Raw genomic sequence first — 20,816 nt, forward strand, 5'->3', positions numbered from 1 at the left:
CCGAGAAATGAGGTGAGGGCGTGGAGTACGGGACCGTCCGTACTCCACGCCCTCACGTATGTGGTGCCGCCCGACGGAGCGAGGCTGGCGCGACAGGACATTCGCACCGCCGGACGGAGTCTGTGGTCTGGCTGGGACCGCGGCGGCGGCGATTGGTCCCGGGAGGCCGCCTCCTTCTGGTCAAGAAGCGGCTTCCGGAGCCTTCACCACCGCACTGGCATCGCACGACCGCCGCGGTCCTCGCCTTCACCCGCTCCGCGGACCACCCCTCATTCGGGTCCGCCGTGCGGGCTCGGCGCCCAGGACATGACCTCCCGTCAGATCCTGGGCGCAGTCGTGCCCTCAGTCCTCGCGCAGGGCGCGGACCGCTTCCTCGACGCGCTTGCCGTAGTCGGCGTCGGCGGCGTGGAAGTGGGCGAGGTTCTTCTCGATGACATCGTCACGGCCGACCTGGGACAGACCGCCGGCGATGTTCGCGACGAGGCGCTGCTTCTCGTCCTCGGACATCAGCCGGAACAGCTCGCCGGCCTGGAAGAAGTCGTCGTCCTTGACGTGGGCGGGGGCCGCGTGGGTGCCCGTCCAGCCCTGGACGGCGAGCGGTGCGGACTGGGCACCGTCGCTCTGCGCCGGTCCCGCGTACGAGTTGGGCTCATAGTTCTTCTCGTGGCGCGAGCCGTTGCGGGTGGCCATGATGCCGTCGCGGCCGTAGTTCTGTGCCGTCGTCGCCTTGGGGGCGTTCACCGGCAGCAGGGTGTGGTTGACGCCGAGGCGGTAGCGGTGTGCGTCCGCGTAGGCGAACAGCCGGCCCTGGAGCATCTTGTCCGGCGAGGGGCCGATGCCGGGAACGAAGTTGTTGGGGGAGAACGCCGCCTGCTCGACCTCGGCGAAGACGTTCTCGGGGTTGCGGTCGAGCACCAGCCGGCCGACGCGCTGGAGCGGGTGGTCGGCGTGCGGCCAGACCTTGGTGAGGTCGAACGGGTTGAAGCGGTAGTCGGCCGCTTCGGCCGCCGACATGACCTGCACGTACAGCGTCCAGGACGGGTTGACGCCGCGTTCGATGGCCTGGAGCAGGTCGGTCTGGTGCGAGTTGGCGTCCGAGCCGACGACTTCGGCGGCCTGCTCCGAGGAGAGGCAGCGGATGCCCTGGTTGGTCTTGAAGTGGTACTTGACGAAGAAGGCGTCGCCCTCGGCGTTGGTCCACTGGTAGGTGTGTGAGCCGTAGCCGTTCATATGGCGGTACGAGGCGGGGATGCCGCGGTCGCCCATCAGCCAGGTGATCTGGTGGGTGGACTCGGGGGAGTGCGCCCAGAAGTCCCAGACGTTGTCCGGCTCCTGCTTGCCCGTGAAGGGGTCGCGCTTCTGGGAGTGGATGAAGTCGGGGAACTTGATCGGGTCCTTGATGAAGAACACCGGGGTGTTGTTGCCGACGAGGTCGTAGTTGCCCTCTTCGGTGTAGAACTTCAGGGCGAAGCCGCGCGGGTCGCGGACCGCGTCCGCGCCGCCGAGCGAGTCGGCGACGGTGGAGAAGCGGATGAAGGTCTCGGTGCGCTTGCCCACCGCGGAGAGGAAGTCCGCCTTGGTGAAGCCGGTGACGTCGTCGGTGACCTCGAAGTAGCCGTGTGCGCCGGAGCCGCGGGCGTGCACCACGCGCTCCGGGATCCGCTCGCGGTTGAAGCGGGCGAGCTTCTCCAGGAGGTGCTGGTCCTGGAGGAGGAGCGGGCCACCGACGCCGGCGGTGGCGGAGTTCTGGTTGTCGGCGACCGGGGCGCCTGACTCGGTCGTAAGCACACGCTGCGTCATGGTGGCGGGTCTGACCTTCCGTACTGAAGCTGTTGAGGTGGCCGGCGGTGCGAGGAGCGTAATTTCGCCCCGGAGGCAGCGTCAACAGTTTGTTGAAAACGAAGTGTGGTGTTCCGGACGGCGCCGGCGCCTGGGCGCGACAGGACAGGTGTCAGCGCCGACGCCGCCCGGAAATCAAGGGGCCCCGAGCGAGGGCCGGTTGCTCAGACCTGCTGGCCGGAGAGCCGCTCGACGGCGCGCAGCAGGGCCGAGTGGTCCAGGCCGCCGTCGCCCTGCGTGCGCAGGGAGGCGACCAGTTGGGCGACCACGGCGCCGACGGGGAGCGCGGCACCGACATTGCGGGCGGCGTCGGTGACGATGCCCATGTCCTTGTGGTGCAGGTCGATCCGGAAGCCGGGCTTGAAGTCCCGGTTCAGGAAGTTGTCCTTCTTGCGGGTCAGCACGGTGGAGCCGGCGAGGCCGCCGTTGAGCACGTCGAGCGCGGCCTGGAGGTTCACGCCGGACTTCTCCAGGAAGACCACGGCCTCGGCGCACGCCTGGATGTTCACGGCGACGATCAGCTGGTTGGCGGCCTTCACCGTCTGGCCGGAGCCGTGGGGGCCGCACAGCACGATGGTCTTGCCGAGGGCTTCGAGGATCGGCAGAGCGGTGTCGAAGTCGCTCTGCTCGCCGCCGACCATGATGGACAGCACGGCCTCGATCGCGCCGGCCTCGCCGCCGGAGACCGGGGCGTCGAGGACGCGCAGGCCCTTCTCGGCGGCGGCCTTCGCCAGGTCGACCGAGGTCTGCGGGGTGATCGACGACATGTCGATGATCAGCGCGCCGGACCGGGCGTTCTCCAGGATGCCGTCCGGACCGTACGCGATGGCCTCGACCTGCGGGGACGCCGGCACCATCGTGATGACCACGTCGGCGTCCCTGACGGCCTCGGCGATCGAGGACGCCACGGCGCCGCCGGCCGCGGCGAGCCGGTCGAGCTTGTCCTGCTCCAGCGTGAAGCCGGTGACGGAGTAGCCGGCCTTCAGCAGGTTCTCGGACATGGGGGAGCCCATGATGCCGAGACCGATCCACGCGATCGTCGGGCGGGTGGATCGGGAGGAGTCTGCGAGATTGCTCATGAGGGTGCCTTCCTGAAAACTTCCGTACGTCTGCGAGTTCAGCGCGCCGCGCGCGCCTCGGCCGGGAGCCAGTCGAAGGACTCGGCGCTCGGGCGGTCGCCGGCCTTGTACTCCAGGCCCACCCAGCCCTCGTATCCGGCCTTCGTCAGCTCTTCGAGGAGCTGCTCCAGCGGGAGCGAGCCGGTGCCCGGGGCGCCGCGGCCGGGGTTGTCGGCGATCTGCACGTGGCCGGTCTTGTCGGCGTAGGCCGCGATGACCTGGCTGACGTCCTCGCCGTTCATCGACAGGTGGTAGATGTCGAGCAGGAACTTGGCGTTCCCGAGGCCGGTCGCCGCGTTGACCCGGTCGATGACCTCGATCGCGGCCGGGGCGCTCACCAGCGGGTAGAGCGGGGACTCCGGCTTGTTGAGGGTCTCGACGAGCAGGATCGCCCCGATGCGGTCGGCCGCGCGGGCGGCCAGCACCAGGTTCTCCAGGGCCAGGGTGTCCTGGATCTGCGGGTTCACGTCCTCGACACGGTTGCCGTAGAGGGCGTTGAGCGCCTTGCAGCCCACCGAGGCGGCGAAGTCGGCAGCCACCTCGATGTTGGCGCGGAAGCGGTCGGACTCCTTGCCGGGCACGGAGAGCGCGCCGCGGTCGGGGCCCGGCAGCTGCCCGGCGTAGAAGTTCAGCCCCACCAGCTGGGTGCCCGCGTCGTCGAGCGCCTTCTTGAGGGCGTCGAGCTCGGCCTGCGCCGGGGTGGGGGTCTCGATCCAGGGCCACCACAGCTCGACCGCCGTGAAGCCCGCCGCGGCGGCTGCCGCGGGGCGCTCCAGGAGCGGGAGTTCCGTGAAGAGGATCGAAAGGTTCACATCGAAGCGCTGGTCGGTGCCGTGCTTGTCCGTGGAAGAGGGGGCCATGAGGGGTGGGTGCTCCTTCCGTATGGCGGAAGTCAGTTTCTGCTTAACGGAAGATTGCAGTCGGTTCGTCGAACTTGTCAAGGGGCCATCTCCGATTTCGCCTCTCTCGCGTTAGGTTGTGCGCGTGCGATTGAGAGTGGAGTTCACGACCGAGCCCTTCGACCTGGACGAGGCGCCCGCCCATGCCGTGGTGGCCCGTGAGGTCGTCCAGTCGGCCGAACTCGACGCCGTCGACGTGGGGCCGTTCGGCAACACGGCCGAGGGTGATGCCGACGCCGTGCTCACCGCGGTCGACGCGCTCGTGCGCCGCTCCCTGGAGGCCGGCGCCACCCGGGTCTCGCTCCAGATCAACGTGGTCGGGGAGGGCGAGAAGTGACCGGCCCCTCGGAGCACCCCCTCGCCCGCGCGGTCAAGCCGCTCGTCGATGCCATGGGCGCGGAGATGGTCGAGCCCGGGCAGGCGAGCCCGGACGACGTGGTGCTCGCCTGGGAGGGCGAGGACGTCATAGCGGTTCGGCTGCCGCAGCTCTCCGACTCCCTCGATCACATCCTGGCCGCCCTGGAGCGCCGTCACGGCATGCCGCTGTCCGCCCTGGACCGCAGGACGAAGCAGCTGGTCGTGCGCTCCCTGGAGGCTCGCGGCGCCTTCTCGGTGCGACACGGTGTCGAGACGGTGGCCGGGGCGCTCGGCGTCAGCCGCTTCACCGTCTACAACTATCTGAACCGCGAAAACGGCACCAAGAGCGAGTGAGTACGGCCCCCCTTCACCCTGTGATCGCTCGCGGTCACGGCCCGTGGCGGCGATCTCCGGGCGGCGGCTCGCGTGTCACCGAGTTTTCAACAAAGTGTTGACGTTATGTTGCCGGAGGGCGTTAGCTGTCCGCAGCCCCGTCCAATGCACAGCGAAAAACAGCCACGGAGGCTCCCGTGACTTCGAACTCGACGCCGGGCCTCGCCCGGTTCAACACATCGGCGGAGAGCGACGCGACTGCCGCGCTCCACGAGGTGTGCGCCAGTTCGGCCTGGGGAAACAAGCTGCTCGCGCAGCGTCCCTACGCCACCGCCGAGGCCCTCTGCACCGCCAGTGACGCCGCGATGGCCGAGCTGACAGCCGCGGATCTGGCCGAGGCGATGGCGGGACACCCGCCGATCGGCCGGCCGAAGCCGGGCGACCCGACCTCCGCCCGCGAACAGCGGGGGATGGCCGGCGCTTCCGAGGAACTGAAGGCCGAACTGCTCGAACTGAACCTGGCCTACCAGGAGAAGTTCGGTCACGTCTTCCTGATCTGCGCCACCGGCGCCACCGGTGAGCAGATGCGGGACGCGGTCAGGGTCCGGATCCAGAACTCCGACGAGAAGGAGCGGGAGATCGCCCGCGGAGAGCTCGTCAAGATCAACAGGATCCGGCTGGCCCGACTCGTAGAAGGAGAGTGACCTGTGAGCACCGAGACCACCGCTTCCGTGTCCACCCACATCCTGGACACCAGCATCGGCCGCCCCGCCGAGGGCGTCGCCATCGCGCTGTCGGCCCGCCCGGGCCCCGGCACGGAGTGGACCGCGCTCGGCGGCTCCGCCACCGACGCCGACGGGCGGTGCAAGGACCTGCCGGCGCTGCCGGAGGGCACCACCCATGTACGTCTCGACTTCGAGACCGAGGCGTACTTCTCACGCAGGAACAACGCCAACCAGCAAGCCGAGGCGCAGCAGGACGCCCCCCGCGTAAGGGACAGCGGTGCGTTCTTCCCGGAGGTGGCGATCACCTTCGCCGTCGTACCGGGCGAGCACTACCACGTACCGCTGCTGCTCAACCCGTTCGGCTACTCCGTTTACCGAGGGAGCTAGCAGACATGCCCACGATTCTCGGCCAGAACCAGTACGGCAAAGCAGAGAACCGCGTCGTCAAGATCACGCGGGACGGCGACACCCACCACATCAAGGACCTGAACGTCTCGGTCGCCCTCTCCGGCGACATGGACGACGTCCACTACTCCGGCTCCAACGCCAACGTCCTGCCGACCGACACCACCAAGAACACGGTGTACGCGTTCGCCAAGGAGCACGGCATCGAGTCCGCCGAGCAGTTCGGCATCCACCTGGCCCGTCACTTCGTGACCTCCCAGGAGCCGATCCACCGGGCGCGCATCCGTATCGAGGAGTACTCCTGGGAGCGCATCGCCACCTCGGACGCCAACTCCAAGTTCATCGGCTCCGACGAGGTACGGCACTCCTTCGCCCGCAAGGGCCAGGAACTGCGCACCGCTCAGATCACCTACGACGGTGAGAGCTGGGAGGTCCTGTCCGGTCTGAAGGACCTCACCGTCATGAACTCCACCAACTCGGAGTTCTGGGGCTACGTCAAGGACAAGTACACGACGCTCAAGGAGGCGTACGACCGCATCCTGTGCACCGACGTCTCCTCGGTCTGGCGCCACAACTGGACCAGCGACGACGACCGGATGCCCAACTGGGAGAAGTCGTACGAGCAGGCCAAGAAGCACATCCTGCAGGCCTTCGCCGAGACGTACTCCCTCTCGCTCCAGCAGACCCTGTACCAGATGGGTTCGCGGGTGATCAACAGCCGCAGCGAGATCGACGAGATCCGCTTCTCGCTGCCGAACAACCATCACTTCCTCGTGGACCTCGAGCCGTTCGGGCTGAAGAACGACAATGAGGTGTATTTTGCGGCAGATCGTCCGTACGGCCTGATCGAGGCCACGATCCTGCGGGACGGCGTGGAGCCGCGGATCCCGGTCGACATGACCAACCTGTAGACGAACCGCTTGAACCCCCGACGCGTGCGCCGGCGTTGGGGGGTGTCTCTTCGGATCGAGCCGGATCAGTGAGCGGGGTCCGGTGCGGTGCATCGCAAGGCGGAGGAAGGAGCCGACGCGGAGCGTCGGCGACTGACGACAACGCAGCGAGGTGCCGCACCGGGGCACGCGAACCCGGCAGGATCCGAAGAGACACCCCCAGGTCCCAGGGGGAGAGCGGGGGCATCTGCGCAACAACAGAACCGCGGACCCGGTCGTCACCCCGCTCGACCCCCGGGCCCGTTCCATCAATGGGAAGAACGAGGAACCGCCATGGCGGCTTCGCGCATCGTCATCGAGAACTGTGCCATCGCGACCGTGGACGCGGACGACACCGAGTACGCGTCCGGGTACATCGTCGTCGCCGACAACCGGATCGAGTCGGTGGGCGCCGGACAGGCCCCCGCCGGACTGGAGAACGTGGTCCGCCGCATCGACGGCACCGGCCATCTCGCCACGCCCGGTCTGATCAACACGCACCACCACTTCTACCAGTGGATCACCCGGGGCCTCGCCACCGACCACAACCTGTTCAACTGGCTGGTGGCGCTGTACCCGACGTGGGCGCGGATCGACGAGCCGATGGCCCGCGCGGCCGCCCAGGGCTCCCTCGCCATGATGGCCCGCGGCGGAGTCACCACCGCCATGGACCACCACTACGTCTACCCGCGGGGCACCGGTGACCTGTCCGGCGCGATCATCGGCGCGGCGAGCGAGATGGGTGTCCGCTTCACGCTCGCCCGCGGTTCCATGGACCGTGGCAAGTCCGCCGGCGGACTGCCGCCGGACTTCGCCGTCGAGTCCCTCGAGGGTGCGCTCGCCGCCACCGAGGAGACCATCGACAAGCACCACGACGCCTCCTTCGACGCGATGACGCAGGTCGCCGTCGCGCCGTGCTCCCCCTTCTCCGTCTCCACCGAACTGCTGCGGCAGGGCGCCGAGCTGGCACGCCGCAAGAACGTACGGCTGCACACGCACGGCTCGGAGACCGTCGAGGAGGAGGAGTTCTGCAAGGAACTCTTCGGGATGGGCCCCACCGACTACTTCGAGTCGACCGGCTGGCTCGGCCAGGACGTGTGGATGGCCCACTGCGTCCACATGAACGACTCGGACATCGCCGCCTTCGGCCGTACGGGCACGGGCGTCGCGCACTGCCCGTCCTCCAACGCACGGCTCGGCGCCGGCATCGCCCGGGTCCCCGACATGCTGAAGGCGGGCGTCCCCGTCGGTCTCGGCGTCGACGGCACCGCCTCCAACGAGTCGGGCGAACTCCACACCGAGCTGCGCAACGCGCTGCTCGTCAACCGCCTCGGCCCGCACCGCGAGGCCGCCCTGAACGCGCGTCAGGCCCTGCGCCTCGGCACGTACGGCGGTGCCCAGGTCCTCGGCCGCGCCGAGCAGATCGGCTCGCTGGAGGCCGGCAAGCTCGCCGACCTCGTGCTGTGGAAGCTGGACACGCTCGCCCACTCCTCCATCGCCGACCCGGTGATCGCGCTCGTGTTCGGCGCGGCAGCCCCCGTATCCCTCTCCCTCGTGAACGGCAAGACCGTCGTCGAGGACAACCACCTGACCACGGTGGACGAGGACGCCATCGCCCGCTCCGCGCGGGACGAGGCACAGCGCCTGGCGCGGATCGCCGCGCAGGACTGACCCAAGCGTCCGGTCGAGGGGGACGGCCCTCGACCGGAAGCCGTGGACCCGAGCGGGGTCCATGGCAGCCGTGACCGGGGGGTGCGGCACCGCATATCGGTGCCGCGCCTCCCGGGACGGTGACTCGTGTCTTCACACCCCCGAAGCACCGGGCTCACCGCTGCACCACTTCGCACCACCTCCCTGACACCCGCGTCACCGCCGACGTGTACCCGACCGGAGGAACCGACCGTGGCCGCACAGCCCAGGTTTCCGAACGATGCAGACACACCCGCAGACGCAGAGGCAGACGCAGACGCGGTACCGGCAGCGCCGGACGTACCGGCAGAGAAGCATCCGGTCGACGAGACCCTGCCTCCTGTGAAGATGTTCACCAGCGGCCTTCAGCATGTGGCCGCGATGTATGCGGGTGTGGTGGCCCCGCCCATGATCGTGGGACCCGCCGTGGGGCTGAGCGTCACGGACACGGCCTTCCTGATGGGGGCCAGCCTCTTCACCGCCGGCATAGCCACCCTTCTGCAGACGCTCGGCTTCTGGAAGGTCGGCGCCCGGCTCCCGTTCGTCAACGGAGTCTCCTTCGCCGGTGTGACCCCGATGGTCGCCATCGGCAGGGACCGAGGAGCGGACGGTATCACCGTCATCTTCGGCGCGATCATCGTCGCCAGCGTGCTCGGTTTCGTCCTCACGCCGTACTTCTCGAAGCTGGTCCGCTTCTTCCCGCCCGTCGTCACGGGCACCGTCATCACCCTCATCGGCGTGTCGCTGCTGCCCGTGGCCTTCAACTGGTCGCAGGGCGGCAACTCCACGGCCGACGACTACGGTTCGATGAAGAACATCGGCATGGCCGCCCTCACCTTCGTGATCGTGCTGGCCCTGCGCAAGGTCCTGCGCGGCTTCCTCCAGCAGATCGCGATCCTGCTCGGCCTCGTCGCGGGCACGGTGATCGCGGCGCCGCTGGGCATGGCGAACCTCGATGCCATCAAGAACGCCGACATCGTCGGCTTCCCCACGCCCTTCCACTTCGGCGCGCCGCAGTTCGAGATCGCCGCGATCGTCTCCATGTGCATCGTGATGCTCGTCTGTATGACGGAGTCGACCGCCGACATGCTCGCCCTCGGCAGGATCGTGGACCGGCCCGCCGACGAGCGGGTCATCGAGGGCGGGCTGCGGGCCGACACCCTCGGCAGCGCCATCAGCCCGCTGTTCAACGGATTCATGTGCAGCGCCTTCGCCCAGAACATCGGCCTGGTCGCGATGACGAAGGTCCGCAGCCGCTTCGTCGTCGCCGCGGGCGGCGGCATCCTGATCCTGCTGGGCCTGTGCCCCGTCGCCGCCTCGGTGATCGCGCTCGTACCGCTGCCGGTCCTCGGCGGCGCGGGCATCGTCCTCTTCGGCTCGGTCGCGGCGAGCGGCATCCAGACGCTGGCCACCGCCGCCCTGGAGAAGGGCGAGAACGCGCTGATCGTCGCCGCGTCGGTCGGCATCGGACTGATCCCGATCGCCGCCCCGGAGTTCTACCACGCCTTCCCGAAGGACGCGCTCGTCGTCCTCGACTCCGGTATCTCCACCGGCTGCATCGTGGCGATCGCGCTCAACCTCGCCTTCAACCACCTGGGGAAGAAGGGCAGTTCGGACGAGGTCCAGGAGGACACGCAGGGCAGTGGAAAGCCGGACGGGGCGACGGTGCCCGCACCGGCGGCCGCGGTGCACTGAGCGGCCCCTCGCCGGTGACGGCAGGGCAGCGGAGACGCGCGAGGGCGCGTACCCCACGACGGGTACGCGCCCTCTTCGGCCGGTGCCGCGCTCGGTGCGGCCGGTGCTCGGCCGTCAGTCGATGTGGAAGCTGTCGCCGTAGACCTTCCAGTCCAGCGGCGTGTTCAGGTTGAGGTTGTTCTTCTGCACGAAGACCCGCTGAGCGGTGTCGACCCGGCTCGTGTCCTCGTGCGCCTCCTCCTGCTTCATCGCCCAGACGCGGGCGTCGAGGAACGCGTTGAGGTAGGTCTTCTCGTTGCCGCCCTGGGCCGGGGGCTTGGCCTTGGCCAGCGCCCGCTTGCGGATGCTGCTGAAGCTGGTCGGGTCGCCGCCGTCGCCGTGCATCACGATGGCGTCGTAGTAGATGAACTGGCCGAGCACGCCGACGCCGTCGCTCTTGCCGCGGCTCACCGCCGGGTTGAAGTACACCCGGTCCCGCTCGTCGTTCTGCGCGGTCTTGAACGCGGAGTCCTCGGCGGCCTTCTTCCAGTCCTTCGTGAAGTTCGGGTCGAGGCCGGCGTGCGAGTCGCTGCCGTCCACATTGCGCAGCGCGGGCAGGTACTTCGCGAGGACGTTGCCCGGCTTGCGCTGCGTGTAGAGCTCGACCAGGTCGAGCATGTCGCCGGTGCCGGAACAGAACCCGATGATCCCGGCGGTGTAGCCGCGCCCGTCGCCTATGTCCTCGATGTACTTGTACTGGGCCTTCCAGTCCAGCGAGGAGTTCTCCGCGCTGGAGACGATCTTCATGGCGATTTCCTTCTTCGCCGGGTCGTCGAGACCGACGGCGGCCGGGGCCACCGCGGTCGCGGAGCGACCGTCGCCCGCGTCCGAAGGGGAGTTGGCCGCGAAGGCGGTGGCGGGCACCGCGATGAGTGTCACGCCGAGTGCCACGCGGGGGAGGAACCTGAGCGGACTCTTGGCGCGCTGGTGGGGGGTGGGCACCTTGCCTCCATGGGGAGTTCGTCGTTCCGTGTTCTGTTAGGAAGCTTTCCTATCAGAGCCGGGAACGACTCGTACACCCTTTCCCCGCAAGGAAATTCGACCGTGCTGCGGGCCGTGAGCCCCGCGGCGGAAGACCCGCGAGGTCAGCGCCCCGGCCACGCCATGAGGGTGTTGAAGAGCTCCGCCTGCTCGATCGCGTCGTCCAGTCCGTGATGCGTGTGCCGCCTCTTGGAGTGGAGCTCCGGCGGCATGGTTCCCTTCGCGACCGCGCGCAGCGGAAGCCGCGCCTTGGTGGCGTACAGGGTCTTCATGTCGAAGCAGCCGGAGTGACCGAACGGGCTCGCGCCGGTGAACCGGATCAGATACCAGTACAGGAACGTCCAGTCGTACGAGGCGGGGTAGCCGCACATGACCGGCTGCGCACCGGTGGAGACCTCCCGCACCCAGGCGCCGAACTCGGCCATGGCGTCGCCCGGTTCGCAGCCCTCGGCGATCAGCCTGTCCCGGTCCAGCCCGCTCACCGCGAGGGCCTCGGGTACGAAGTCCTCGCTGATGGGGCGCAGTTCGCGGTAGAACGTCCGCGCCTGCGGGTCAGCCGGCTCATAGCCGTCGGCGTCCTGGCGGCCCGCCACGGCGGCACCGAAGCTGATCATCGAGTAGGGACCCGGGATCGGACCGTCGGCTTCGATGTCGACAGAGATGTAGAGGCTGGGTTTCACGCGTGGTGGCGTACGTCGGGCCATACGGGGAGCATCGCAGCGGGGTGGCTGCCGGCACATCCGCATTTACGGAGCACGGTATGTACGGACACGGGCTCGGCCCGCAGAGCGCATCGGGGGCGGGAACCGGCGTCGGGGGCGTTGTCAGACCCCCGTGACATGCTCGGAAGCATGGATCACGAGCAGGTTTTCGCCGGTCTGGACAGCGTGCGCTGGGCCGAGTTGGAGCATGCGTACGGCGAAGCCGACGACCTCCCCGGCATGCTGCGTGCCCTCGCGGGCGACGACGAGCAGGCGGCCGAGGCGCTCGACGAGCTGTGGAGCAGCATCCTGCACCAGGGCACGGTGTATGCCGCCACCGTGCAGGCCGTGCCCTTCCTGGCGCAGCTGGCCGCGGCGGGGACACGGACCGTCGATCTGCTGGTTCTGCTCGGCGGCGCAGCCGAGAGCGACGACGCGTACGGACTGCCCGGTCCCGGCGCGTGCCGGGCAGCCGTCGCGGCTCAACTCCCGCTGATCCTGCCGCTGTTCGCGTCCCCGGACGCACGGGTGCGTCAGGCCGCGGTCTGGGCGGCGGGCAGCACCGGTGCCGCCTCGGCCCTGCCGCAGCTGCGCCGACGGTGGGACGAGGAGCCCGAACCGGGTGTCCGGGCGGAGCTGCTCGCGGCGCTGGTGCGGCTCGGCCACCCGGATGCCGTGGATGCCGCCCGGACGGCGATCGCGCCCGGCGAACCCGCCGAGCTGCGGGTCGTCGCGGCCATGGCCTGCCTGGACGCCGGTCTGCCGTGGACGCCCGCGCACCGGGACACCCTGGTGTCGCTGCTCCCGGCGGACCGGCATGTCGCCGGCCGCTTCGACCAGGCACGCACCGAGCCGCTGCACCATGTCGTCGACACGCTGCTGCGGCGCGACACCGACCAGGACCGTTCCTCGGCCTACGAGTTGATCCAGGCCGCTCTGGCCGCAGGGGACCCCGAGGCCCGGAAGGAGGCGCTGTGGGCGGCGGAGCACGCCTGCACGATCTCCCGCAGCGCCCCCGGCCGGCTGGCTCCCTCGTTGCTGTCCCTGCTGAAGGCCGGCGAGCACACGGCCTCCCTGCTGCCCATCCTCGACAAGCTCGGCGTCCACGCGCAGCCGGCGGCCCCGGCGCTGGCCGCGCTCGCCGCCGCGGGCGGCGACCTGGCGGACCGGGCACTCGCGGTGCTGGTGCGGGTCGCCCCGCAGGAGGCGGCCCCGCTCCTCGCCCGCGACCTCCCCGACCGCTCACGTGCCCTGGCGGCAGCGTGCGGATTCCCCGGCAACCGGCGTGAGCGTGACATGCCGTACGCACCGGAGCTGCTCAACGCCATCCGTATCCGGCTGACCGACGACGAGCTGGCGGGGAACGAACCGGTGTGGCTGACCGGCCTGCTGGCGGACTGGGGTGTGCAGGCGGCGGCCGCCCTGCCCGAGTTGACCGCGGTGATGGACCGCTTCCCGGCAGCCGTGCCCCGGGCGCTCGCGGCGGTCTGCCCACCCGACAGCCGCGACGCCACCGCGGCCGTCCTGCGGCGGGCAGCCGCCACGGGACCACCGGAGGGCCGGTACGCGGCAGCCGACGCCCTGTGGAACCTGACCGGTGAGACCGGCCCGCTGGTGCACGAGCTCCGGCGCCGGCTGGAGCAGAGCGCGGGGCCCGAAGCCTGCCGCACCGCGGGCGCGCTCGGCGAGGAAGGCGCCTGTCTGGTCCCGCAGTTGCGCTCGGCCCTGACGCCCGCGGGCCGCAAGCGCACCGTTCCCGAGCTCGACGCGGACATCCAGACGGCGCTCGCGCTGTGGCGGCTGACCGGCGAGGCGACCGAGGCGGTCGACGTGCTCGGGGGTGTCCTGGCCGAGGCGTCGGACGGAACCTGGACGCGCTGGTCGCTCCGTGAGGCGGCCCTCGCGGCCGCCCATGTGGGCCCGGCGGCACAGGCGTTGACGCCCGCCCTGGAGGGTCTGCTGGACGACCCCTCCCACGCTCCGGCCGCGATCAGTGCCCTCCAGGCGATCAGCGGCGGGCCGGACCCTGTCCGTACGGCGGAGATACTCCTGACCTCCGTCGAGCGCAACGCCGACGCCGACACGGCACTCGACGCCTTGGGCGCGCTCGGCCCCGAGGCCCTGACGCCCACCGTGAGCGCCCGGCTGAAGGCGCTGGCCGAACGGGATCTGCGGGTCGTGACGTCGGGAGTGGAGCCGGAGATGGTCCCGGCGGACGAGCGGCTGAGGGAGCGCGCGCGGAAGCTGCTCGGGGCCTGACGGCGCATCGCGGGCTGCCGGCGGCGTCACGGGTGGTGCCGGATTCGATCGGTGGCGGACCGGGCTCCGGCCCGCCACCACGCGGCACTTACCGGGGTGTCTCCCGCCCGGCCGCGGCCCCCCGGGGGGACCGCCCGCCCGGCTGCGGTACGAGAGCGGCCGGGTCAGTTCCCCGGCTGCCAGTCGGGACGCCGCCCGCTGAACCCGATGACCTGGTCGAGCAGCGGCGCCTCGGCAGGGACGTCGACCACGGGTCCGAACGCGTCGCCGCGAGCCTCTTCGTCCCCGGGTGCCGGCCTCATCATCGCGTACGACTCGCGCAGGCTCGCCTCGTCGCACGCGTACTTCTGTCCCGTGGACTGGGCCAGATCCCACCCGTGGACGACGAGCTCGTTCAGCGCCACCCGGCCGGCGATCGCGGCCGGGAAGGTGATCCCGCCGGCTTGGGTATCCCCCTCCCACGCCTCGGGCACGGTCCACGCGTCGGCCAGTTCGTCCAGCCGCTGAGGCAGCACGTCCCGCCAGTCGTCGCCGAGGACGGGCCGCGAATCGCCGGGACTGGAGGCGGTCAGCGGCCCGAGGTCCTTGCGTGCGGCATCGCGGAAAGCGGTGGACAGCAGGACGACATGGGCCAGCAGCTCCCGCACGGCGTACTCGGGACAGGGGGTCGGATCGCCGAGCCGCTCGTCCGAGATGCCGGCGATGAGCCACGCCACCGCCTCGGCGGCGGGACGGAGGTCGGGGGCAGAGGTCTGCGCTGTGGAGTCCATACCAGGGGAGACCCACGGGCGCCCGGAAACTCATCGCCGCAGGGGCTGATCGACGGGAAAACATCACGGACGGATCGGCCTCTCCGCGACGCCGGGGCCGAGATGCGGCGTATGCCCCTGCATGATCCCTTTGAGCAGACTGCCTGACAGCGAGGGACAGGGGCGCGGCGATGAGATGGGGAGAGACGGATCCCGCAGCGAATGATCCGGGCCCGGCGAATCCGGCGTCCGGGGGTTCGCGGCCGACGATTCCGCCGTCCCAAGACCGGGGGTCGACAGACCGGGGGTCTACTGACCTGGGGCCGACGGACCGGAGGCGAACGGACCTGGGGTCGACGGTCGACGTCCTGGTGGAGGATCTCAGCGCGGACCTGGAACGGCTCACCCGTGTCCCCTCGGTCGCCTTCCTTGGTTTCCCGCCCGAGCCCGTCACCGCGGGGGACACCGGCCCGGGCTTCGAGGCGGCCACCGGCGGGCCTGAGGACGCCGCCGGGTTCAGGAGGACCGCATGACGACGTCGGCCCCCGAACAGGCCCCTGAAGAGCCCCCGGCACAGAAGCGCTTCATCTTCCCCAGTGCGCTGACCGTCCTCGCGGTGGTCACCGTCGCCGTCTGGGCGCTGGCCTTCCTGATCCCCTCGGGACAGTACGACCGCAATGCCGACGGCGCGCCGATCGAGGGCACGTACCACCGCGTCGACAGCGGCCAGAGCTTCGTCGACCGGCTCAACGACCTGTTCCTCGCACCGGTCAACGGCCTCTACGGCATCCAGGACGCGAAGACCGGTGAGGTCGGCCCCGGTCTGGCCGGCGAGCTCTACGGCAGCGCGGGCGTGTTCCTCTTCGTCCTCGCCATCGGCGCGTTCATCACCGTCGTGTTCGCCACCGGTGCGCTGGACCGCGGCATCGGCCGGCTCGCCCACCGGCTGCGCCACCGCGGAGCACTGCTGATCGCCGGCGTCATGCTGGTCTTCTCCCTTCTCGGCTCGGTGGAGGGGTTCGCCGAGGAGACGCTCGGCTTCTACGGGCTGATGGTGCCCCTGATGCTCGCCCTCGGCTACGACCGCATGGTGGCCACCGGCACGATCATCCTCGGCGCGGGCATCGGCGTGCTGTGCTCCACCGTCAACCCCTTCGCCACCGGCGTCGCCTCCTCCGCCGCCGGTATCTCCCTCGGCGACGGCATCGTGCTGCGCGCGATCATGTGGGTGGTGCTGACCGCGGTGACCATCGCGTACGTCATCCACTACGCGAAGCGCGTACAGAAGGATCCGGGGCGCTCGCTCTCCGGATTCCTCCCGGGCGACCGGGAGCACCGCGCGACCGGCGACGCCGAGGAGCCGCCCGAACTCACCGCCCTCCACAAGGCCGTCCTCGTGGTCGTGACGCTGGTCTTCGCCTTCATGATCTTCTCGGTCGTCCCCTGGGCCGGCGCCCTGACCGGCGACGCCGACGCCGAGCCGTACGGCTTCGAACTCGGCTGGTCCTTCCCCGAACTGGCGGCGATGTTCCTGGTCGCCGCGGTCGTGGTCGGCCTGGTCGCGCGCTTCGGCGAGCAGAAACTGAGCTCCACGATCATCCAGGGCGCGGCCGATTTCATCTCCCCGGCGCTCGTCATCGTGCTGGCACGCGGCGTCACGGTGATCATGAACAACTCGAAGGTCACGGACACGGTCCTGCATTCGATCGAGGGCGTCGTGCAGGGCACCTCGTCGGGGCTGTTCGCCGTCATCGTCTTCATCGTCAACCTCCCCCTGGCCTTCCTGATCCCCTCCACCTCGGGCCACGCCACCCTCGCGATGCCGATCCTCGCCCCACTGGCGGACTTCGCCGGCGTCTCGCGCGCGGTGGTCGTGACGGCCTGGCAGTCCGCGAGCGGCTGGATGAACCTGTGGGTCCCGACGACGGCGGTCACCATCGGCGGCGTGGCGCTGGCGAAGGTGGGTTACAACAAGTACCTGCGGTTCGTGGCGCCGCTGCTGGGGATCCTGTTCATCCTGATCTGCGGCTTTGTGTGGGCGGGCGCGGTGATGACCTGACCCTCGCCCCACCCCTGGGGCCAGGTCGTGTGCCTAGAACGACGTCTCGCGCACACTCGCCCGGTCCGACGGCTCCGTCGTCGCCGTGACCTCCGAGCGCTGCCGCTCGGCCGCGAACGTCACCGTCAGCGTCTCCGGGGCACTCTGCGTCGTACTCGCCGTGAAGCCCTGGTTCGGCACCGCCGAGATCAGACACACACCGCCGCTGCCGTAGCGCACCGTGGCCCTGCCGCCCCGGGACGAGATGGTGTGCACTCCGGATCCGCCCTCCTGGCAGCCCTGGTTCCCGGGCGGCGTCGTGTCGGACGGCGGATCCTGCGGGCTCGGCGTCGCGCGCGGTGTCGGCGGCCGTGACTCCCGCGGCTTGTCGGCCGTCTTCGTCGGCGTCGGCTCCGGCTGCCGCCGGGAGGCGCTCGGAGAGGGCGTGGGGCTCGGGGAGCGCGAGGGGCGCGCCGAGGGTGTGGGGGAGGCGGCGAAGTCCTCGGGTGCCGACTGCGCCACCGGCGCCGTGGGCCTGGTCGAGCCGACCACGAAGTGGACCGTGAATATCACGGCCGTGACGCTGGCTGTCGTGCACGACAGCCAGATGAGCAGATAGCGCAGGTACCGGGGCACGGCACCATAGTGGCGGACCGGCTAACGTTCCTGCCCATGGCCTCCGTACTTGTCGTCGAGGACGACCCTGTGATCCGTGCCGCACTGACCGAGGTCCTCAGTGCGCACGGGTATGCGATCAAGACCGCTCACCAGGGGTTCGAAGCGTTGCGCGAGATCACTCAGGGCCCGCCGGACATCGTCGTGCTCGACCTCGGACTGCCCGATCTGGACGGTCTCGACGTGCTGCGGATGATCCGCGGGATCTCCCGGGTGCCGGTGCTCGTCGCCACGGCCCGCGACGACGACCGGGAGGTCATCAGGCTCCTCAACGCGGGGGCCGACGACTACATGGTCAAGCCGTTCTCCGGAGGGCAGCTCGCCGCCCGGATCGCCGCCGTGCTGCGGCGGTCCGCGCCCGACGCGAACCGGGACCGGGACCCCGTCCTCCAGATCGCCGACCTCCGCATCGACACGCTCGCCCGCACCGTGCACCTCGCCGACCACGAGCTCTCGCTCACGCGGCGTGAGTTCGACCTGCTCGCTTACCTCGCCGCCAACGCCGACCAGGTCATGTCCCGTACGCGGATACTTTCCGAGGTGTGGCAGCAGCCGTATCTGGAGGACCAGACGGTCGACGTCCACCTCTCCTCGCTGCGCAGAAAGCTGGGCGAGAAGGCCTCGCGGCCCCGGTACCTCCACACCGTGCGCGGCATCGGGATCAAGCTGGTCAGCGCGCCATGAGACGTGCCCTCGCAGGAATCGCCCTCGCCGTGACCACGATGGTCGCGCTGTCCTTCCTCATCCCGCTGGCCCTGCTCGTACGCGAACAGGCCCGGGACCGGGTCACCACCGCCGCCGAGCAGCGGGCGGCCGCCCTCTCGCCGGTACTCGCCCTGACGACGAAGCCGGCCGATGTGCAGCAGGCGGTCTCGGGCCTGGGCTCCGACGACCAGTTGGCCGTACGGCTCCCGGACGGCGATCTCGTCGGCACGGTGCACGCCCCGCGGCAGGCGCTGGAACGAGCCGTGAGCAAGCGCGAGACGCTGGCGATGAACACCGCCGACGGCTGGATCTACTTGCAGCCCGTGGTCCTCGCCGAGGACCGGGTCGCCGTCGTCGAGTCGTACGTGCCCGGCGCGGATCTGACCCGCGGGGTGTGGGCGTCGTGGGGCGTGATGGCGCTGCTGGCCATCGGACTGGTGGGCGGTTCGGTGCTGGTCGCCGACCGGCTGGGCGCCCGGGTGGTCCGCTCGTCGCGGAGCCTGAAGAGCGCGTCACTGGCCCTGGGGTCGGGCGACCTCGACGTACGGGTGGATCCGGACGGGCCGCCGGAACTCCAGGAGGCCGGCGCGGCGTTCAACCACATGGCCGACCGTGTCGTCCAACTGCTCGCCATCGAGCGGGAGATGGTGGCCGACCTCTCGCACCGGCTCAGAACGCCGCTGACCGCGCTGTACCTGGAAGTGGACCTGATCAGGGGCTCGCCCGGAGCCGGACGGATCACCGCGGCCGTCGAGCAGCTCGAGACCGAGCTCGACTCGATCATCACGGCGGCCCGGACCCCGCTGGCCGCCGGCCACGCGGGCGGGACGGTGTCGTCGAGATCGTCGGAGATGGCCGAAGTGGTCGCGATGCGGCTCGACTTCTGGTCCGTGCTGGCGGCCCAGCAGGAGCGGCTGTGCGAGCGTTCCTTCACCCCGCGGCGTACGCCGGTCCGCTTCCCGGAGGACGATCTCGCGGCCGTCGTCGACGCGCTGATCGGCAATGTCTTCCGGCACACCCCGCAGGGCACCGCCTTCGCCGTACGGGTGGAGCGCGACGACCGGAGCGTGCGGCTGACGGTGGACGACGCGGGACCGGGCTTCGCCGACCCGGAGACCGCGCTCACCCGCGGGGTCAGCGTCGGCGGCTCCACGGGTCTCGGCCTGGACATCGTGGCCAGGGCGGCCCGTGACGCGGGCGGGGAGCTGGAGATATCGCGCGGGCCGATGGGGGGCGGGCGGGTACGGGTGTCGTTCGCGCTGGCGGAGGCAGGGGAGTAGCCGATCAGGCCCTGGGTGGTGCTGACCGGGCCCGGTCAGCGGCGGGCGCCGAAGTTCTGGGTCCACCAGGGGCCGCCGTCGCCGACGTGTACGCCGACGCCTATCTCCTTGAACGAGCAGTTCAGGATGTTGGCGCGGTGGCCGGGGCTGTTCATCCACGAGTCCATGACCGAGGCGGCGTCCGCCTGGCCGCGGGCTATGTTCTCGCCCAGCGTGGACCAGGCGTATCCGGCGGCCTCCACCCGGCTGGTCATGGTGGATCCGTCGGGGCCGGTGTGGGACATCACGCCGCTCGCGGCCATGGTGTCGCTGTAGTTGTCGGCGGCCTTGGTCAGCTGCGCGTTCGCGGTCAGCGGCGAACAACCGGCCGACGCGCGCTCCTTGTTGACGAGGGCGAGGACCTGCGCCTCGGCGCCGTTCGAGCTGCCGCCGTCCGAATTGCCCGACCCGCCGGACCCGGAGCCGGACCCACCGGACACCGGGCCCGGCGCGCGCCCTCCGCCGCTGCCGCCCGTGCCCTTGGCGCTCTTCGCGTTGGTCTTCGGGGCGGTCGTCGGGGTCTTCTTCGCCTTCGGCTTGACCGGCACACTCGCGGTCGGGCTCGGCGTGGCCGACGGACTGGGACTCGCGGACGCGGACGGCGAGGCAGATGCGCTGCCCGCGGCGTCCTCACCGGCGGTCGTGTCGGGAACGCTGTCGGCGGCGCTGGTCGTCACGCGCTCCCCCTTGCCGCCCTGCTCCCCGCCGCCGGTGAGCAGGGTGGCCCCTACGCCGGCCGTGACGGTGAGCGCGCCCAGTGCCAGGACGAGGTTCCGCTTGCCGGGCCCGTCCTTGCGGCGGGCGTGGGAGCGGGATCCAGCGGCACGGTGGGAACTCATGCGTCAGGCACCTCGTCGATTCGGCGAGCCGGTAACCCCGGTAGGCGCGCGGACGCGCCCACCGGGACTGTGGGGGGTTGCCGAGAGAGCCTATGGCGGACGGGAGCCGGGGAGGGGGCCCGGAAGGGCTTCTTCAACAAGCCCTAAGGAAGCCATAAGACTTCGATCGGGCGGGCGGGGTGTGGGGGAGGGCGTGTGCCCCATGTGGGCGGGCGTGCTTCTGCCGACCCGCACAAGGCGGTACCCACGGCTTCAAGCCGGGCAGTACGCGCATCCATGTATCGAGCCGGGCCTGACGCCCCCCGCTGCGACCAGCAAGGAGGAGCAGCGCTCGACGCCATCCAGGTCCGGTGGAAGCGGAGCCCCTTTCGTTGCTCGTGCTGCGGGGTGATCCGGGTACGGCGGAATCGGCCGGACCGCGGAGTCTTGGTGCGCGCCGTCGGGGAGCTTGGACGTCCCACCCCTTGTGAGCGGCCCCCGACTGTGGCATATAGGTCTGGACCATTGCCCGTCGTCCGCGGA

General features: G+C 70.3%; 20 protein-coding genes. 12 read left to right on the forward strand and 8 right to left on the reverse strand.

Annotated features, from left to right (window positions below; translation table 11 throughout):
* Window positions 1-342: 342 nt before the first annotated feature.
* From ACQPWZ_RS28770 to ACQPWZ_RS28780, 3 genes are all read right to left on the reverse strand, one after another.
* Window positions 343-1,800: a catalase gene (locus ACQPWZ_RS28770; RefSeq protein ID WP_433572746.1), complete on the reverse strand. Its 1,458-nt coding sequence runs from the start codon at window positions 1,798-1,800 to the stop codon at window positions 343-345.
* Between the two features lie 203 nt (window positions 1,801-2,003).
* Complete coding sequence (locus tag ACQPWZ_RS28775) at window positions 2,004-2,918, reverse strand: 2-hydroxy-3-oxopropionate reductase (protein WP_433572747.1); 915 nt, start codon at window positions 2,916-2,918, stop codon at window positions 2,004-2,006.
* Between the two features lie 38 nt (window positions 2,919-2,956).
* Window positions 2,957-3,817 (reverse strand): TIM barrel protein, encoded by an 861-nt coding sequence (locus ACQPWZ_RS28780; protein WP_313943338.1) that lies wholly within the window; start codon window positions 3,815-3,817, stop codon window positions 2,957-2,959.
* A gap of 124 nt (window positions 3,818-3,941) precedes the next feature.
* On the opposite strand from ACQPWZ_RS28780, the gene ACQPWZ_RS28785 reads away from it, so the two are divergent.
* From ACQPWZ_RS28785 to ACQPWZ_RS28815, 7 genes are all read left to right on the forward strand, one after another.
* The gene (locus ACQPWZ_RS28785; RefSeq protein WP_328862136.1) at window positions 3,942-4,193 is read left to right on the forward strand and encodes a thiamine-binding protein; all 252 of its coding nucleotides are present in this window, start codon (window positions 3,942-3,944) and stop codon (window positions 4,191-4,193) included.
* Entirely contained in the window at window positions 4,190-4,567 is a 378-nt protein-coding gene (locus ACQPWZ_RS28790; protein ID WP_433572748.1) for a helix-turn-helix domain-containing protein, read from the forward strand. Before ACQPWZ_RS28785 ends, ACQPWZ_RS28790 begins: the two co-directional genes overlap by 4 nt.
* A gap of 176 nt (window positions 4,568-4,743) precedes the next feature.
* The gene (uraD, locus tag ACQPWZ_RS28795; protein ID WP_340476192.1) at window positions 4,744-5,250 is read left to right on the forward strand and encodes a 2-oxo-4-hydroxy-4-carboxy-5-ureidoimidazoline decarboxylase; all 507 of its coding nucleotides are present in this window, start codon (window positions 4,744-4,746) and stop codon (window positions 5,248-5,250) included.
* 3 nt (window positions 5,251-5,253) lie between these two features.
* A complete protein-coding gene (uraH, locus tag ACQPWZ_RS28800; RefSeq protein WP_433572749.1) occupies window positions 5,254-5,658 on the forward strand; it encodes a hydroxyisourate hydrolase in 405 nt (134 codons plus the stop codon).
* A 5-nt stretch (window positions 5,659-5,663) separates the two neighbouring features.
* Entirely contained in the window at window positions 5,664-6,587 is a 924-nt protein-coding gene (pucL, locus tag ACQPWZ_RS28805) for a factor-independent urate hydroxylase (RefSeq protein WP_433572750.1), read from the forward strand.
* Window positions 6,588-6,899: 312 nt separating this feature from the next.
* Window positions 6,900-8,276: an 8-oxoguanine deaminase gene (locus ACQPWZ_RS28810; protein ID WP_383246008.1), complete on the forward strand. Its 1,377-nt coding sequence runs from the start codon at window positions 6,900-6,902 to the stop codon at window positions 8,274-8,276.
* Between the two features lie 231 nt (window positions 8,277-8,507).
* Window positions 8,508-9,989, forward strand: a complete 1,482-nt coding sequence (locus ACQPWZ_RS28815) for a nucleobase:cation symporter-2 family protein (protein ID WP_433572751.1) — start codon at window positions 8,508-8,510, stop codon at window positions 9,987-9,989.
* A 114-nt stretch (window positions 9,990-10,103) separates the two neighbouring features.
* On the opposite strand, the gene ACQPWZ_RS28820 is transcribed toward ACQPWZ_RS28815, so the two are convergent.
* Window positions 10,104-10,970 (reverse strand): chitosanase, encoded by an 867-nt coding sequence (locus ACQPWZ_RS28820; RefSeq protein WP_433572752.1) that lies wholly within the window; start codon window positions 10,968-10,970, stop codon window positions 10,104-10,106.
* 143 nt (window positions 10,971-11,113) lie between these two features.
* The gene (locus ACQPWZ_RS28825; protein WP_433572753.1) at window positions 11,114-11,713 is read right to left on the reverse strand and encodes a 3'-5' exonuclease; all 600 of its coding nucleotides are present in this window, start codon (window positions 11,711-11,713) and stop codon (window positions 11,114-11,116) included.
* A 147-nt stretch (window positions 11,714-11,860) separates the two neighbouring features.
* Between ACQPWZ_RS28825 and ACQPWZ_RS28830 the strand changes: the two genes are divergently transcribed.
* Window positions 11,861-13,969, forward strand: coding sequence for a HEAT repeat domain-containing protein (locus ACQPWZ_RS28830; protein ID WP_433572754.1), 2,109 nt, complete (start codon window positions 11,861-11,863; stop codon window positions 13,967-13,969).
* A gap of 164 nt (window positions 13,970-14,133) precedes the next feature.
* Here the strand turns inward: ACQPWZ_RS28830 and ACQPWZ_RS28835 are convergent, their stop codons facing one another.
* The gene (locus ACQPWZ_RS28835) at window positions 14,134-14,739 is read right to left on the reverse strand and encodes a TIGR03086 family metal-binding protein (RefSeq protein ID WP_405573733.1); all 606 of its coding nucleotides are present in this window, start codon (window positions 14,737-14,739) and stop codon (window positions 14,134-14,136) included.
* Between the two features lie 350 nt (window positions 14,740-15,089).
* Between ACQPWZ_RS28835 and ACQPWZ_RS28840 the strand changes: the two genes are divergently transcribed.
* Together ACQPWZ_RS28840 and ACQPWZ_RS28845 are read left to right on the forward strand one after the other, a co-directional pair.
* Window positions 15,090-15,251, forward strand: a complete 162-nt coding sequence (locus ACQPWZ_RS28840; protein WP_433572755.1) for a hypothetical protein — start codon at window positions 15,090-15,092, stop codon at window positions 15,249-15,251.
* Window positions 15,248-16,777, forward strand: a complete 1,530-nt coding sequence (locus ACQPWZ_RS28845) for a YfcC family protein (protein ID WP_433572756.1) — start codon at window positions 15,248-15,250, stop codon at window positions 16,775-16,777. The genes ACQPWZ_RS28840 and ACQPWZ_RS28845 overlap by 4 nt, the downstream gene beginning before the upstream one ends.
* 33 nt (window positions 16,778-16,810) lie before the next feature.
* Here ACQPWZ_RS28845 and ACQPWZ_RS28850 read toward each other — a convergent pair whose 3' ends face one another.
* A complete protein-coding gene (locus tag ACQPWZ_RS28850) occupies window positions 16,811-17,392 on the reverse strand; it encodes a hypothetical protein (RefSeq protein ID WP_433572757.1) in 582 nt (193 codons plus the stop codon).
* A 36-nt stretch (window positions 17,393-17,428) separates the two neighbouring features.
* Between ACQPWZ_RS28850 and ACQPWZ_RS28855 the strand changes: the two genes are divergently transcribed.
* Window positions 17,429-18,115: a response regulator transcription factor gene (locus tag ACQPWZ_RS28855; RefSeq protein ID WP_433572758.1), complete on the forward strand. Its 687-nt coding sequence runs from the start codon at window positions 17,429-17,431 to the stop codon at window positions 18,113-18,115.
* Window positions 18,112-19,416 carry a HAMP domain-containing sensor histidine kinase gene (locus ACQPWZ_RS28860; RefSeq protein WP_356702476.1) on the forward strand — a complete coding sequence of 435 codons (1,305 nt, stop codon included), beginning with the start codon at window positions 18,112-18,114 and terminating at the stop codon, window positions 19,414-19,416. Before ACQPWZ_RS28855 ends, ACQPWZ_RS28860 begins: the two co-directional genes overlap by 4 nt.
* Before the next feature lie 35 nt (window positions 19,417-19,451).
* Here ACQPWZ_RS28860 and ACQPWZ_RS28865 read toward each other — a convergent pair whose 3' ends face one another.
* On the reverse strand, window positions 19,452-20,294 hold the full coding sequence (locus tag ACQPWZ_RS28865; RefSeq protein ID WP_405573743.1) for a CAP domain-containing protein: 843 nt from the start codon (window positions 20,292-20,294) through the stop codon (window positions 19,452-19,454).
* Between the last annotated feature and the right edge of the window lie 522 nt (window positions 20,295-20,816).

The sequence above is a fragment of the Streptomyces sp. CA-251247 genome, assembly GCF_050952975.1.
Lineage (GTDB): Bacteria > Actinomycetota > Actinomycetes > Streptomycetales > Streptomycetaceae > Streptomyces > Streptomyces achmelvichensis.